The following is a 13,310-nucleotide window of genomic DNA, read 5'->3' on the forward strand; positions in this document are numbered from 1 at the left end:
CACGTCGCTGGCCGGGGCGCCTTTGCTGTGGTCGAGCGGGTTCGATCACCCAGCGGCTGGCACTGTGGAGCGCAAGCGTTTGATCGTCCGCAGGATCTCGGTGCGGTTCTTCGCCGTTTTCAGCCAGGTGGGCAGCCGCTCGACGAGACTCGTCGGGGCGCCGGGCGCAAGCTCTCCGCGCTCCCGCAGTTTGGCCTGCACGTAGGCTTCCAGCAGGTCGAGATGGCGCAGGTTGTAGGCCCACAGCGTGTTTCCGCAGCAGCTCGCCCGCAGCCAGAGCGGTCGCTGGAAGTACGGATCGACGGGGCTGCCCATGACGGCGGAGTCGACCTTTTGGCCCTTGAAGAAGCCGCACCGTGTGCACCGTAGGCGCCGATGGAGGGGCTGGACTCCGGCGCCGACGGCGTTCTCGTCCGCGGGGATCGCGGGGTGGGGCGTGACAGTGGCGCATCCGTCACACCGAGGACACCGGACGAGTACCTCGTCGAGGAAGTCATGTCCGTACTTGCGTTCGCGTCGATCTCGGAACCGGTTGCCGGACGCCTGTGCATTCCCACTCACTTGATCAGCCTGCCAGAACCCGATCTCACTGTGCGGCGGGCACCGTCTTCCTCGTCGTAGGCGCCGGCGGACTGTTGCTTACGCAGCAAGGAGCACTTGGGTTGAAACGGGTCAACCGTGACCACCCTCTGCGACCGATCACCAAGATCTCTGCCAGAACCCGCAAGGTGGCCGAAGTCGACGAGGACACAGTCCGGGCGGTCCGTCTCGTTGGCCGTTCATGAGTTGACGGGCCAGGCGACCACGTCAGTGATCGTGCAGAACTGCCGAGCGCCACGCAGCGTGGTGCTCAGTTTCCGTTGGGTCGCCTGGCTGTCGAGGCGTACGTCGAGGGCGCCAGGCAGTGTGCTTTGAGCTCGCAGACTCTTGGGCAGTCGTGAGGCGTCGAGACCGTCACGCCTGGCGATGAGGATGCCGAGCTCGTGACGGCTCAGAGCGTCGGGCCCTGCGAGATGGTGAATACCGGACGCGTTGGATGACGCCGGCTCCAAAAGGGCTGCGGCCAGGTCAGCGACATGCACGGGGCAACGGATGTCGTCGGTGAACAGGACGCCGTCACGGACGCCGGCGGCGAGTTCGTGCACAGCGTGCTCATGCACGGAACGCCCGTCGCCGATGATCAGCGACGTGCGGGCGACAACAGCCCCCGGATACACGGCGAGAAGCCCGGTCTCCGCCGCCGCCTTCGCTGCTCCGTACGGAGTGACGGGGTCAGGCAGACAAGACTCGTCGTAATGGACTCGGGCACCGGAGAAGACAGCGTCGCTGGATACGTGGACCAGACGGCTGCCGTATCTTGCCGCAGCCATTGCCAGCCGGACGGAGCCCTGCGCCGTCACCGCCCAGTCGGCCTTGCCGCTCGATGCGTTGATGACGAGACGCGGGCTGACCTCGGCCATGACAGAGTCCAGACGTTCCGCATCCCGCAGATCCAGGTGGTACCACACAGTCTGGCAGGCGTCGCCGGGCCTGGTCGCGTACGTAGCTGCCGTTTTGTGTCCGGCCGTGCTCGTCTGCCGAATCACCTCAGCTCCCAGAAAGCCGCTGCCGCCGATGATCAGAACTGTCATGTGCGCCACGGTAGACCGGTCCGGGTGGGCACCGGCAAAGGCGCGGTTCTGCTTCCAAGGTCGTCCGGCCAGCGGTTGTTTCAGCCCGCCGCGTACCTGGGCTCGACGCGAGGGCGGGGCACCCCGAGTTCGGGCGGCCTGCCCCCACTGCCAGGGCGCTCGACTGGCCCAGGCCGCTGTGGCACAAGCACAGGTGAGAACCAGGCCCGGACTTCGGCTTCGTCGTGCGCACGATGAACCGACGGCAGCGCGGCGGTGAAAGATCAAAGGCGCATCGATCACGGGAGGTACGCCGGTGCTGCCTGTACGACGGAGAGCAACGTCGCCGCTGTTCACAGTGCGTTCCCTACAGCCTGCTGGGTTTTGCAGACGTCATACGGGGCTCCACCGTCCAGGGGCGCTGTTCTACTTCCGGGGCGTCCGAGCTGGTGAACGGTCCAGCCCGTCGCGCGCCAGGGCTCGGGGTCGAGCGTCGTGCGGCAGTCGACCAGCAGGGGGTTGGCGGGTCGGCCCACGAGAGCCTGCGGGTCGGCCTGCCGGTACTCGGGCCACTCGGTGGCCAGGACGACGAGATCGGCATCGTCGAGGGAGCCGGGCAGGTCGTCCGTGTAGTCGAACTCGGGGTTGCGGACCGTCGCGGTGGCCACGGCCTGCGGGTCGTGAATGGTGACGATGGCACCGGCCTGCCGGAGGGCTTGCGCGAGAGCGAGAGCCGGGCTCTCGCGGACGTCGTTGGTGCCGGGCTTGAACGTCGCACCTGCGGCCCGGACGGAGCAAGGATCACGTTGGACGGTTTCACGTCTCGATGAACTACACCCGCAGCGTGGATCGCGCCGAGCGCGGCTGCGGTACCGGCCGCCAGCGCGTAAAGATGCGCTCCGCTCAGGGGGCCGTTGCCTGCCACGTGCCGGTCAAGAGTCGGGCCGGGGACGAAGGGCGTTGCCAGCCACGGAAGGACAGCTTCAGTGTCCGCATCGTGCACCGGCACCAAGCACGGGCCAGCCACTCGCTGAGAGAGTTGCACTTCCCGCCGGAACCGGGCGCGGAACTCGTCGTCCGCAGCCTGGGTGGGATGGATGACCTTGACGGCCATCTGCTCGCCCGCGGCGGACAGTGCGGCGAACACCGTGCCCATGCCACCCGAGCCGAGGCGACCGACGACACGGTAGGGTCCCGCTCGGCGTGGATCGCCCGGCTGCAGCAACTGGACACGGTTGGACACGCACATCCCCTGATGATCAACGGCATGCATGGGCCGAATCGGTAGCCAATCGTAGGGGCTTTCGCATGCGTGCTCTGCCGCAAGCCGACGCTGAGACCAGAGCCCCATGCAAAGCAATCTGCTTTCTGGCGGTCCGGTTCGGGTCAGGATCTGGGTACAGCTTGCCGAAAGGCTGAGAGGTGACGGCGGTCAGCTCCGTGTGGACGGTTGGCGCCCGGCACGCGCTCAGCAGTCGAACACCGACCAGCAGATGTTGTTTCGCAACCGCTGATCGTCAAGGACGAGTTCGCGGATCGCCCCCGGAAGCTGGTCACGCTGCCACTGGCACTCGAGTCGTCCTGCAGCCGCACTCTCCCCCTCTGGTGCGGCAGCGCGTACGGCCTTGATCGCATAAGCGGCCGCACCGAGCTCGTGCGCGGCGACGTGTGCGACCACCCCGGCCTGGCCGGCGGCGTAAGCCGCATGCCGCGCTGCGCCCCGCAGGTCTCGAGCCGCACCCATGGCGTGGCCGCCTGCCGCGCGCGCCTGCATCATCTTGACCTCGCCACGCACCCAGGCGCGGGTCTGCTCGATCGCCTGGCGCGGCCGTGGATCCTCGGGCCGGACCGACTCGAAGAGTTCAAGGACGTGCTCCGCGCAAGCTGCCGCCCAAAGAGCCAGGAGACGGTGATCCGAATCGGTGAGGGTCCCACCGCGGCGGATCGTCACGAAGCGAGGATCCCTGACTTTCGGGAGGATCATGACGGGCATTCCTTCCTGCCGGCATCCGTCCCGCGCCCGGGGACGCGCACCTGCGACCATGCACACCCCGAAGCGAAACCTGCAAACCCGGTGGCCGATCCGCAAGGCTCGGCTGCCGACGACGGGAAGGTCCACCGGCTCTACCGGTCATGGGGCTACCAGGATCTCGGCCAAAGCCGACCGTCACCGGCGTCGCCGCTGCTCACCGTAATGATTCGCGCCGCCCATCGACGCGGGCGAGGCCGCCGCAACCCACATATCGAGAAGATCATGATCGAGCTCGGTCAGACGGGCCGCACAGTCCGCAGAACTTGAGGGCTGACACGGTCCGGCAAACGGCCGGTGAGCCCGGACTCCGGACGTCGCGGCTTCACCGTGGAGGTCACCGGCCTGGGGGTCTGTCAAAACGAGCGGCTCTTCCAAGATTTTCGTAGCTGTCGATCCTTTCGACGATCCGGTGATGCGGCGAGGGCGTCGGCAGCAGGCTTCGGTTGTGTACTGCCGTCTGGCGCTCGTGCCGATGAGGGCATCAAGTTGCCGATCTCCCCGTGAAAGGCCCTACCGTCATACGCTGTCTCAGCCACGTGAGCCCCTTCGTCTCGACGCGGCGGACAGGACCTGATGGATCGCCTCGGGAGGGAACGCATGGAATCGGTGAAGCGGTTCGCACTGCTGATCGCACTCTGGGTGATCGCGGTAGCGGCAACCGGCTTGGTGCCGTACGTGTGGTCGCATGAGCCCGGTAGCCGACGCGTGGCCTGGCTGATCCTGGTGGCCTGCACACTGACAGGAGTCAGCCTGCTTACGCGGGTCGAGTTGAAGCTGCGCCGACAGTTGGACAGCGACAGGCGTGGCTCATGATGGCCTCTGCCGGATCATGAATCCACGACGTAGGTCTTTTCGCCCATCATGAGCGGAGCGCCGGTGGGCCCCTTGATGTACGGGCCACGCCAGATCACCCGGTGCTCCTGCTGACTGGGGTACCACTGCCTGACCTTGTGCATGCGCACCGGCCATCGGTGGTGGTACACCCGCTTCGCGTCCCCTGGTTCGTCCGACTGCCTGGGCGACGGCGCGGCGAGCCGGATCACCCGCACATCGGGATCCTGCGGGATGTCACTCCCTTGCGGAGCCGTGCGCACTGCTGGGGTCTGAGATGAACCAACGGCCGTGACGCCCTGGCTGAGGAGCCGCCAGAAGGCGAACATGTAGCGGGCCCCGAAATCGTCGTACCGGTCCACCACGCGGCCACCCGCCCACTCGCCCATCTCCAGGACCGGCTCGGCACGCCACTGGGAGGCTTGGGTGAGGACGTCTTGCATCTGCCGATAGTCTTCGGAGAGGCGCGCGAGCGTCTCGGTGCTCTCCAGCGCCAGGCACGCGTCGCCGCGCATCCCCAAGGTGCCGTCCGGCATGAGCGGGGGCAGCGGACTGCCGGCCGCCCGTGCTCGGGAGACCGCTTGTCTCCATCCGGTCGGCTGCACGGGCCCGTCACGGTCCATGAACGTCGACACACGCACGCCGGGGTACTGCGCGGTGGGCAGGATCTGATGCTGGGTGATGAACTGCCAGCCGAACGCCCGCGTGTCCGAGAGGGAACCGGTTCGGTTGACGATCACAACCGGTTCGGGCAGCACGAGCAGACCGGTGCGCATCGGGATGTCCCGGTCGCGGTCCAGAGTGCTGACGTCAGCCGGCTCAAGGGTGGCCGCCGCCGCCATCACCGCGGCGTGTGCGGCCGGGGAGATGACGAGGACCTCGGCCTGCCTCAGCAGTTTTTTGATCTCGCGTATCTGCCAGGAGGCGGCCTCTCCTGCAGACCGCGGCCACGGCGGCGGGTGTCCCTGCTTGCCCAGCGTCATGGACAGTGCCACATCCTGCTCGATGCCCTTGGGCTTGTCCGCGAACTCGGAGACATTGCTGTTCAGCAGCACGGCGTGCAGCTCACCGACGACATTGCTGATGTTCTCGGCGAGAGTCATCTGCACCCACGGATTACCCACCAAATGCTTCTGGGTCTGCTCACGCAGCCGATGAGCCGCCCTCGCCGCGCCGGCAGCCGTCCACTGACCAGCCTTGTCCCTGCTGCGCTCCCTTTTGTTCCGGCTCGCCTTGCCCACGCGACAGCCTCCCCCGTCCCCGATGACGCATTGCCGAAGCCGTACCCCACCTCACTTGGCACGACACGGCCCGTTCCAGACACCGAGGACCATGACGGGGGTCTGTCAAATGAGCGGCTCTTCCAAGATTTTCGTAGGTGCTGATCGGCGACATCAAGCGGTCAGTTGAGGAGAATGAGCTGACGTAGGAGGTTGTGACCAGCCCGGCCGTAGGTCAGCCGCTTGAGCAGTTTGATCTTTGTGTTGACGCCCTCGGTACGTCCGTTGTGGTGGGGCAGGGTGAGGGCGGCATCGACCGCGGGACGGTCACGCTCCAGGCCGTTCGCGAAGGAGTGCAGAAAGGGCAGGTCGGCGGCGCGGGTTCGGGTGATCCATGCTGTCAGCTGTGCGGCGTTGTCCTGCCCGGGCGTGAGCAACGAGGCGAAGGTCGCGACCTGCGTGGTCAGGACGGTCATCTCCTGGGCAGGCGCTGGCGAGTTGATCACGCCGGACGGATTGCCTGCCGTCGAGGCGGTCCGGGTGGCGGATGAGCAACCCGGTGACCTTGCGGGGTGACAGGGCTGCATGGTCGGATTCCACACGGCCTTGGTTGACGTAGCGGACCAGGAGGTTGGCCCTGCCGGTGTAGCCCTGTTCGCGGATCTCTGCCAGTAGATGGGTGACGGGGACGGCCGGATCCTCGCAGCGGCGCTGTCGCAGGTGGTCGCGGTAGGCATCGACCAGGCATGCCCGATAGACGGGGGCTCGGATCATGCGGTCGGGCTCGCTGTGGCGTGCGTAGCGTTTGACCGTGTTGAGCGACACGCCAAGACGGCGGGCGCATTCGAGCATGCTCACGCCCCGTTCGAGCAGGTCATGGACCTGCTGCCAGCGCTCGCGCGTGGTGACAGCGCGCTTGTCCTCACGCAGCGGTGGCCCGTACTTGGCCCAGCAGGAGGTGTGCGCACCCACCTCCTTCAGTGTCGCCTCCGTGAGGCCGTGCCACAGGTGCCGGCAGTCGCTGACCTGCACGATCGTCGGGTCGGCTTCGCGGACGGCTTGAGCAAAGCCGCCGGAGCCGTTCCGGCACAACACCTGGACGTCAGGATGCTCACGCACCCAGGTTGTCACTGTTTGCTTGTGTCGGTCGGGCAGCACCTCGATGCGCTCGCCGGTGTCAGCGTTCGTGATGATCGTGGCGTAGCGGTGGCCCTTGCGGAGGGCGAACTCGTCGATGCCGACCACTTCGGGCGTCGGCCGGCTGGGCAGCGGGATGCGCATCAGCCGGTTCAGCACCGATACCGAGGACAACGTGTGGTGCAGCGTCGCGAGCAGTCGCGCTCCCGCACAGCCGGCCAATGCTACCGCGACACCCTCGACGATCCGCCGCAGTGCCGGCGTCCTGCGCTGACAGCGCTCCGTCAGCCCGTCGACCTGTTCAACGAACGCCTTCCTCGGGCAGACCGCGTTCTTGCAGTACAGGCGACGCACCGACACGGAAATCCACACCGGCCTGCCGCCGATCGCCTCGTCGGCGACCTGCCGGACACACTGACTGTGCTCCCACCCCGAACTCTGCCCACAGCCCGGACACCGCACCGCCACTCCAGCAGCGGTCCGCACCGTGATCCTCACCAGGCTCTCGCTCAGCTCCACCTTCTCGATCAGCACCGAGGCCAGGTGAGGAAGGAGATCCCTCAGCTCAACACAACACAGTGTCAGTCTGGCCCACATAGAGCCTTGACCGATCCGAAACCACAGAACTGATCAACGCCTACGAAAATCTTGGAAGAGCCGCTGACTTTACGGACCCGTACCTGCCGGTTGACCCACCGGCCCGAGCGCGTCCGCTGGAAATGGCGACGGCCCGACCTTGAAGGTGGCGGCGCCGCCGTGTGGGGACTCCTGTGTCGGGGCGGAGAGTGGCCGACATCGCCGTGACGGGGCCGGAAAGCCCGCCGGTCGGAAATCCCGGCGGGCAGACCTCGAAAGTGGCGCGCCTGTCAGTAGTAGGTGTTCGGGCTGCTGTAGACAGCGCCGGTGGCGTGGTCGGTCAGCGTGACGTGGCAGGTGCCCTGCGCGTCCATGTGCCAGAAGTACGTGTACCAGCCCGTCGACGGGTAGAAGGTACCGGAGTCGGGATCCACCCAGCCGTTGTCACAGACCAGCGTGAAGTCCATGGGGTGACCGACCACCGAGCTGCCGCCGGGGAAGTACGCCTGAGCGTCGTAGCCGCCGTTTCCGCCCTGGGCACAGACCTTCACCGCGGAGTTGCTGCTCCAGCGGCAGGCGGCGCTGGCGGCGTGGGCCGGCGCCGTGACGGCCAACCCCATACCTGCAGCCACGCCAAGGGTGGCGGCTGCGGACGCGATGCGCCGCTTGATGCTCATGTGCTCTCCTCCGGTCTCGCGCAGGTGGTCTGCACGGTGGTCAACTTAAAAGTGTGGCGCCAACATGCTCCGGCGTCACCGAATCTAGGACGCAAACGATCACCATGCTGAACGCTGGGTGCGGAAATCGTTGACGCTCAGCGCACGGAACTCGGTCGGGCTGACGCCGTACGCCTCGCGGAAGGAACGGCTGAACACCACCGGTCCGCTGAAGCCCCAACGGGCGGCGATGGCGCCCACAGGACGGCCGCGGAGAGCGGGGGCGGCGAGGTCGGCGCGGCACTGTTCGAGGCGGCGACGGCGTATCCGGGCGTGGACGCTCTCCTCCTGGCCGTGGAAGAGCTGGTGCAGGGCGCGCACCGAGATGTGGTGGTGGGCGGCGATCGCCGGGGGATTCAACTCGGGGTCGCCAAGGTTGTGCTCGATGAAGGCGTGGATCCGCTGTACCAGCGCCTGCGTCCGGACTTCGATGGGAAGTTGGTCCTCCACATCCAGCTGTTGGGCCAGGCACGCCGCCGCGAGGTCGACGGCGACCGTACTGAGACGACGTAATTCTGCCGGAGTGCATTCGGCGCCGTGGTCTTCGAGCGAGGTCATGAAGGATGCCAGGATCGCGGCCATGCCCCGCTCTCCCGGTATGCGCCGGGCCAACACCTGGTCCAGGCGCTGGGTGCGCAGCGGCAGGATGCGCCGGGGCAGCATCAGGATCGTCGCCTGCACTGGGCCGCATGAGGCAGCTATCTGGTTGTCGGAGGGCCGGGAGGTGTCCCAGAACATGAGGTCACCGGCTCCGATGGTGCACTCGTTCCGGTACTGCGACATCGACGTGGTTCCCTTGTGCAGGAGGGCCAGCTGGTATTCCTGCGGGTCGCCACGCCGGATCATCGGGGCCGTACGCCGCGAACGCAGGGGCGACAGGGAGAACCTCGACGCACGGATCTCCCCCAGGTCCAGCACCGCGGCCTCGCCCTGGAACTCGGCGGGCCGCTCGCAGCTGAGCATGACGGGCATCACCTCGCTCGCCACGATGTCGGAGTACCAGTCGAACCGATCTCCCGCTGGTATTCCGTCCGTCGACACCACTGACCACATCCAGCGCCCCCGATCTATTGGATTTCTTTGGCAAGACCAGGATGTAGTGAGCGCTGTTGGCGCACGTTGACCGGGCGGGCCCTTGCGCGTGGGGAGGGTGGCGGCTCGGGGGCCTGTTCAGACCGCGGACAGGGGGCGGCTGCATGCTGCTCCCTCGAGCCCCCGCCCAGCAGGGCGGCCTGAGCTTGTCGTTTAACCTCGTCTCCGTCGGGGGTGGGGATGGAGCAGGCGGTTTTCGAATCTGTCAGGTACTCCGCGATGTGTCAGGACTGCGGTGCAGAACTGGAGTGTTGGGGAACTCAGGCTCTCGTGGACGACCGCTTGCGGTGGGACGTCGAGTCGACGTGTTCCGCCTGTGGATGTGCAGTAGCTGTATGCGGTGGCGACGTGCCGACCGAACGGCGGGATCAGATGCTCTTCGAACACGGACCCGCGCGGCTGCAGGTGAGCAGTCCGCCGACCAAGAGTGTCGCCATTATGCGAGTGCTGCGGGCTGAGCTCGGTGTTGACCTGACGGGCGCCAAGGCCGTGGTGCGTCGTGTGCTGAACGGTGACTACTCAGGAACGCTTCCGGAGATGGAACGCCTGGCTCGCAAGCTGAGAGAGTCCGGCATCACTGCTGTGGCGACGCGCCCTTGACTGCATGTTTGGCGTCGTAGGGTCTGGCGTTCCTTGATCGACTCGGCGCGTTTGGCGGCCTTGCCGACGTCGGGATGCCTGGCCCGCCGCCTGTTTTTCGAGCTGGGAGGCCGTCCTGGGCCTGGTCGTGTGGGTTTTGGTGCGGCTGCCGGTCTCGCGGTTGCGGCGCGGAGGTTGCGAAACCCGCGCCGGATGCGGGCGGGAGTGAGGCGGCGAGTTCGCAGCCCTGGAGTCGGCGCCCGCCAGGGGTTGACCCTCCTGTGAGGTGCGTGTGCGGCCTCGAGAGGCGAACCTCGCGAGCTTATTCAACCGATTGGTTGACCAAGCGGGCGGCCGGTCGTACAATGGTATTCAACCGACTGGTTGATTACGTGAGGTGAGAGGTGTCCGACGACCGGCTGTCCCGGGTGTTCTCGGCCCTGGCCGACCCGACGCGGCGCGACATCGTGGCCAGGCTGGCCACGGGGGACGCGACGGTCAACGAACTGGCGGAGCCGTACGACGTGACGGTGCAGGCCGTGTCCAAGCACATCAGGGTGCTCGAGGACGCCGGTCTGGTGAGCCGCAGCAGGGACGCCCAGCGTCGGCCCTGTCACCTCGAAGGCGAGGTCTTCGACCTGATGACGCGATGGATCGAACGCTACCGCCGCGAGGCGGAGGACCGCTTCCGCCGGCTCGACACCGTCCTCGAACAGATGGCGGACGAGCCCGGCGAGGACACCCCTGGGAAGAAGGCGGCATCGTGAACACCGCGGGCCACGCCGACCGGCGCGAGACACGGATCGAGGCCGACTCGGCGCTGCCCACCATCCTCATCACCCGGGAGTTCGACGCCCCGCCGGAACGGGTGTTCAGGGCCTACACCGACCCCGGCCTGGTCGTGCGGTGGCTCGGCCCGCGTCGGCTGACCATGCTGATCGACGTCTACGAGGCGCGCACCGGCGGCTCGTACCGCTACGTGCACCGCGAGGACGACGGCACGGAGTACGGCTTCCGCGGGGTGTTCCACGAGGTGCGCCGCGACGAGCGCATCGTGCAGACCTTCGCCTACGACGGCTTCCCGGACGGCGTCAGCCTGGAGACGACCCTCTTCGAGGACCTCGGCGGCCGGACACGCGTCACCACCACCTCGCTCATGGCGTCACTCAAGGCCCGCGACGCGATGATCAGAAGCGGCATGCGGCGCGGCGTCACCGAGGGCCATGAGCGCCTCGACGAACTGCTCGACGCCGACCGGAGCGGACCCCAGGACCAAGAACCGAGACGAGAGGCCTGAGATCATGACGAGCGCAGCCGACGAACACCGCACCATCGCCGGGGTCTTCACGGAACGGGTGCGCGGAGTACGCCCCGAGGCCTGGGACAGCCCCGCGCCGGTCGAGGGCTGGGTCGCCCGGGACGTGGTGCGCCACCTGATCGAGTGGTTCCCGGCGTTCCTGAAAGCCGGCGCGGGCGTCGAACTGCCGAAGGGGCCCTCGGTGGACGACGACCCGCTGAAGGCCTGGACGGTCCACAGCGACGGGGTGCAGGCCTTGCTCGACGACCCCGCGACAACGCACAGGACCCTGTCGAACCCGCACATCGGAGAGGTCCCCCTGGATCAGGCGGTCGACCGCTTCTACACCGCCGACGTCTTCATGCACACCTGGGACCTGGCACGGGCCAGCGGCCAGGACGAGCGCCTCGACCCCGCGCGCTGCGCCCGGCTGCTCGACGGCATGCTGCCCCTCGACGACGTGCTGCGCGGCAGCGGGCAGTACGGGCCACGGGTGGAGGTCCCGGACGACGCCGACGTGCAGACCCGCCTGCTCGGGTTCATCGGGCGCACCCCCTGAGGATTCTCCTTCCGGCGCTCCGGACCGCTCAGCCGCCCTCGCGGGCCGTGGTGTCGAGGCCGTCGGCCGTTCGTGCTCCGCCGTCCGGGGCGGGGGGTGCCTCTATGTTCTTGGTCAAGCTTGCGGGCAACTTCGGCCAGGGCTTCGATCTTCTTCGTGGGGCATGAAACTGTCTGGTCGTGCCAGAGATGATGAGCGGGATGGAGGCGGCCTTGGCTGAGGCGTCGTCTCCTTCGTGGACGCAACGTGTCCGTGCCGGACGTGACCTTGCTCCTTTCGCTGATGTTCCTGAGGCTGCAGAGGTGCTGGCAGGGCTGCTGCTGGATGTCGAGGACACGGCGGTGACCCGGCAGACGGCAGAAGCCCTGACCCGAGTGGGGACTGTGGCTGCCGTGAGGCTCATCGCGCTCGCGGTTGCCGAGGCTGACGGCGGCCATGCTGACTGGCTGCAGACCGGCGTGCATGACGCGCTCGTAGGACCGGACGGTGTGCCAGACGTCGCAGCGGTCTGCGGGAAGCTCGCCCAGGACCAGGAAGAAGCTGTCCGGCGGGGTGCCGCGGAGATCGCCGCGTGGACAGACGACACAAGGTGTTGACTGGAGTCGATCCGCCTGTGGGCCGGTTCATGCAGCCGTCGCTTGGGGGACGCGGGGTTCGTAGAAGGTGCCGTCGCGGAGCATCGCGAACAGCACGTTGATCCGCTGTCGGGCCAGGCGGAGGAGTGCCTGGGTGTGGGTCTTCCCGCGGGCTCGGCAACGGTCGTAGTAGGTGCGGGAGGCGGGGTCGTGCAGGGCGGCGAACGCGGACAGGAACATCGCCCGTTTGAGCTGCCGGTTGCCGCCTCGGGGTGCGTGTTCGCCATGGATCGAGGTCCCCGACGACTTGGTCGTCGGGGCGAGGCCGGCGTAGGAGGCCAGGCGGGCGGCGGTGGGGAAGCTGGTGCCGTCGCCGACGGTGACCAGCAGCGTGGCGGCGGTCCTGACCGCGACCCCCGGGATCGAGGTCAGGACCGCGGAAAGAGGGTGGGCCTCCAGTAGCTGTCCGATCTGCGCTTCCAGGGCTCGTCGCTGTTCGTGGACGGCCGCGAGCGAGCGGGCCAGGGACGGGATCACGACGTCGAGGGTGCCGGTGCCCGGGACCACGGCGGTCTGCTCGTCGAGTGCATCGAACACCTCGTCGATCAGCCGCTGGGCCATGCGCGGAGCCTTGGGCCTGATCACCTCGACCAGTCGGCGACGTCCGGCCTTTCGCAAGCTGGCCGGGGATCCGTAGCGTTCCAGCAGCCAGGTCACCGCAGGGTGGTCCAGACGCGGGCCGAGGACGCGTTCCAGGCTGGGGTGGAACCGGGTGAGCAGGCCGCGTATCCGGTTGGAGGTGCGGGTGGCCTCGGCCGCCAGGTCCTGGTCGAAGCCCACCAGCACGGTCAGCTCGGCGGTGATCTCGTCGGTCGGCTGAAGCGAGCGCAGGGTGTGCGGCATCGTCCGGGCGGCGTCCGCGATCACCGCGGCATCCTTCGCGTCGGTCTTCGCCTCGCCCGGATAGAGATCGGCGATCCGGCGCATGGATAAGCCGGGCAGGTAGGCGACCTTGCAGCCGGCCCCCCGGGCGACCGGCAGAGGGAGGGCTCCGATGGAGGCGGGCTGGTCCACGATGAACCGTTC

12 protein-coding genes and 6 pseudogenes are annotated in these 13,310 nt (G+C 67.6%); 7 read left to right on the forward strand and 11 right to left on the reverse strand.

All coding sequences use genetic code 11. The features are described 5' to 3' along the window. Positions 1-45: 45 nt before the first annotated feature. From ACICHK_RS39700 to ACICHK_RS39720, 5 genes and pseudogenes are all read right to left on the reverse strand, one after another. Positions 46-315, reverse strand: coding sequence for a hypothetical protein (locus ACICHK_RS39700; protein WP_225860809.1), 270 nt, complete (start codon positions 313-315; stop codon positions 46-48). A gap of 464 nt (positions 316-779) precedes the next feature. After that, positions 780-1,631, reverse strand: a complete 852-nt coding sequence (locus ACICHK_RS39705; RefSeq protein ID WP_406840806.1) for an SDR family oxidoreductase — start codon at positions 1,629-1,631, stop codon at positions 780-782. A gap of 332 nt (positions 1,632-1,963) precedes the next feature. Next, a pseudogene (locus ACICHK_RS39710) lies at positions 1,964-2,329 on the reverse strand (UDP binding domain-containing protein); the annotation flags it as partial. Positions 2,330-2,463: 134 nt separating this feature from the next. Further along, a pseudogene (locus ACICHK_RS39715) lies at positions 2,464-2,961 on the reverse strand (protein kinase domain-containing protein); the annotation flags it as partial. Positions 2,962-3,078: 117 nt separating this feature from the next. Beyond that, positions 3,079-3,594, reverse strand: a complete 516-nt coding sequence (locus ACICHK_RS39720) for a putative immunity protein (protein WP_406840808.1) — start codon at positions 3,592-3,594, stop codon at positions 3,079-3,081. A gap of 111 nt (positions 3,595-3,705) precedes the next feature. Between ACICHK_RS39720 and ACICHK_RS39725 the strand changes: the two are divergent. Both ACICHK_RS39725 and ACICHK_RS39730 read left to right on the forward strand, forming a co-directional pair. Further along, positions 3,706-3,822, forward strand: a pseudogene (locus ACICHK_RS39725) (GNAT family N-acetyltransferase); the annotation flags it as partial. Between the two features lie 417 nt (positions 3,823-4,239). Then, a complete protein-coding gene (locus ACICHK_RS39730; RefSeq protein ID WP_406840809.1) occupies positions 4,240-4,455 on the forward strand; it encodes a hypothetical protein in 216 nt (71 codons plus the stop codon). A 14-nt stretch (positions 4,456-4,469) separates the two neighbouring features. On the opposite strand, the gene ACICHK_RS39735 is transcribed toward ACICHK_RS39730, so the two are convergent. The 4 genes and pseudogenes from ACICHK_RS39735 to ACICHK_RS39750 form a co-directional block, all read right to left on the reverse strand. Then, the gene (locus tag ACICHK_RS39735; protein WP_406840810.1) at positions 4,470-5,714 is read right to left on the reverse strand and encodes a hypothetical protein; all 1,245 of its coding nucleotides are present in this window, start codon (positions 5,712-5,714) and stop codon (positions 4,470-4,472) included. A 161-nt stretch (positions 5,715-5,875) separates the two neighbouring features. Further along, positions 5,876-7,427, reverse strand: a pseudogene (locus tag ACICHK_RS39740) (ISL3 family transposase). Between the two features lie 269 nt (positions 7,428-7,696). Beyond that, positions 7,697-8,083 (reverse strand): hypothetical protein, encoded by a 387-nt coding sequence (locus ACICHK_RS39745; protein ID WP_151472580.1) that lies wholly within the window; start codon positions 8,081-8,083, stop codon positions 7,697-7,699. Positions 8,084-8,182: 99 nt separating this feature from the next. Then, the gene (locus ACICHK_RS39750) at positions 8,183-9,175 is read right to left on the reverse strand and encodes a helix-turn-helix domain-containing protein (RefSeq protein WP_406840812.1); all 993 of its coding nucleotides are present in this window, start codon (positions 9,173-9,175) and stop codon (positions 8,183-8,185) included. A 387-nt stretch (positions 9,176-9,562) separates the two neighbouring features. Here ACICHK_RS39750 and ACICHK_RS39755 point away from each other — a divergent pair, with 387 nt between their 5' ends. Beyond that, positions 9,563-9,814: a hypothetical protein gene (locus tag ACICHK_RS39755; protein ID WP_406840813.1), complete on the forward strand. Its 252-nt coding sequence runs from the start codon at positions 9,563-9,565 to the stop codon at positions 9,812-9,814. On the opposite strand, the pseudogene ACICHK_RS39760 reads toward ACICHK_RS39755, so the two are convergent. Beyond that, positions 9,730-10,065 (reverse strand): annotated as a pseudogene (locus tag ACICHK_RS39760) (hypothetical protein); the annotation flags it as partial. The gene ACICHK_RS39755 and the pseudogene ACICHK_RS39760 sit on opposite strands and share 85 nt — an antisense overlap. Positions 10,066-10,197: 132 nt before the next feature. Here ACICHK_RS39760 and ACICHK_RS39765 point away from each other — a divergent pair. The 4 genes from ACICHK_RS39765 to ACICHK_RS39780 all read left to right on the forward strand — a co-directional run bounded on the left by ACICHK_RS39765 (position 10,198) and on the right by ACICHK_RS39780 (position 12,245). After that, the gene (locus tag ACICHK_RS39765) at positions 10,198-10,560 is read left to right on the forward strand and encodes a helix-turn-helix transcriptional regulator (RefSeq protein WP_151472577.1); all 363 of its coding nucleotides are present in this window, start codon (positions 10,198-10,200) and stop codon (positions 10,558-10,560) included. Beyond that, positions 10,557-11,090, forward strand: a complete 534-nt coding sequence (locus tag ACICHK_RS39770; RefSeq protein WP_406840814.1) for an SRPBCC family protein — start codon at positions 10,557-10,559, stop codon at positions 11,088-11,090. Before ACICHK_RS39765 ends, ACICHK_RS39770 begins: the two co-directional genes overlap by 4 nt. Before the next feature lie 4 nt (positions 11,091-11,094). Next, on the forward strand, positions 11,095-11,649 hold the full coding sequence (locus tag ACICHK_RS39775) for a TIGR03086 family metal-binding protein (RefSeq protein ID WP_406840816.1): 555 nt from the start codon (positions 11,095-11,097) through the stop codon (positions 11,647-11,649). Between the two features lie 188 nt (positions 11,650-11,837). Next, the gene (locus ACICHK_RS39780; RefSeq protein WP_406841448.1) at positions 11,838-12,245 is read left to right on the forward strand and encodes a hypothetical protein; all 408 of its coding nucleotides are present in this window, start codon (positions 11,838-11,840) and stop codon (positions 12,243-12,245) included. A gap of 27 nt (positions 12,246-12,272) precedes the next feature. Here ACICHK_RS39780 and ACICHK_RS39785 read toward each other — a convergent pair. Continuing rightward, a pseudogene (locus tag ACICHK_RS39785) lies at positions 12,273-13,304 on the reverse strand (IS110 family transposase); the annotation flags it as partial. Between the last annotated feature and the right edge of the window lie 6 nt (positions 13,305-13,310).

This window comes from Streptomyces sp. AHU1 (assembly GCF_045343905.1).
Lineage (GTDB): Bacteria > Actinomycetota > Actinomycetes > Streptomycetales > Streptomycetaceae > Streptomyces > Streptomyces triticiradicis.

Excerpts from the sequence above, each read along its gene's own strand:
- ACICHK_RS39750 (WP_406840812.1), bottom strand. The coding sequence starts at position 9,175 with ATGTGGTCAGTGGTGTCGACGGACGGAATACCAGCGGGAGATCGGTTC.
- ACICHK_RS39705 (WP_406840806.1), bottom strand. The coding sequence starts at position 1,631 with ATGACAGTTCTGATCATCGGCGGCAGCGGCTTTCTGGGAGCTGAGGTG.
- ACICHK_RS39700 (WP_225860809.1), bottom strand. The coding sequence starts at position 315 with ATGGGCAGCCCCGTCGATCCGTACTTCCAGCGACCGCTCTGGCTGCGG.
- ACICHK_RS39720 (WP_406840808.1), bottom strand. The coding sequence starts at position 3,594 with ATGATCCTCCCGAAAGTCAGGGATCCTCGCTTCGTGACGATCCGCCGC.
- ACICHK_RS39780 (WP_406841448.1), top strand. The coding sequence starts at position 11,838 with ATGATGAGCGGGATGGAGGCGGCCTTGGCTGAGGCGTCGTCTCCTTCG.
- ACICHK_RS39745 (WP_151472580.1), bottom strand. The coding sequence starts at position 8,083 with ATGAGCATCAAGCGGCGCATCGCGTCCGCAGCCGCCACCCTTGGCGTG.
- ACICHK_RS39730 (WP_406840809.1), top strand. The coding sequence starts at position 4,240 with ATGGAATCGGTGAAGCGGTTCGCACTGCTGATCGCACTCTGGGTGATC.
- ACICHK_RS39775 (WP_406840816.1), top strand. The coding sequence starts at position 11,095 with ATGACGAGCGCAGCCGACGAACACCGCACCATCGCCGGGGTCTTCACG.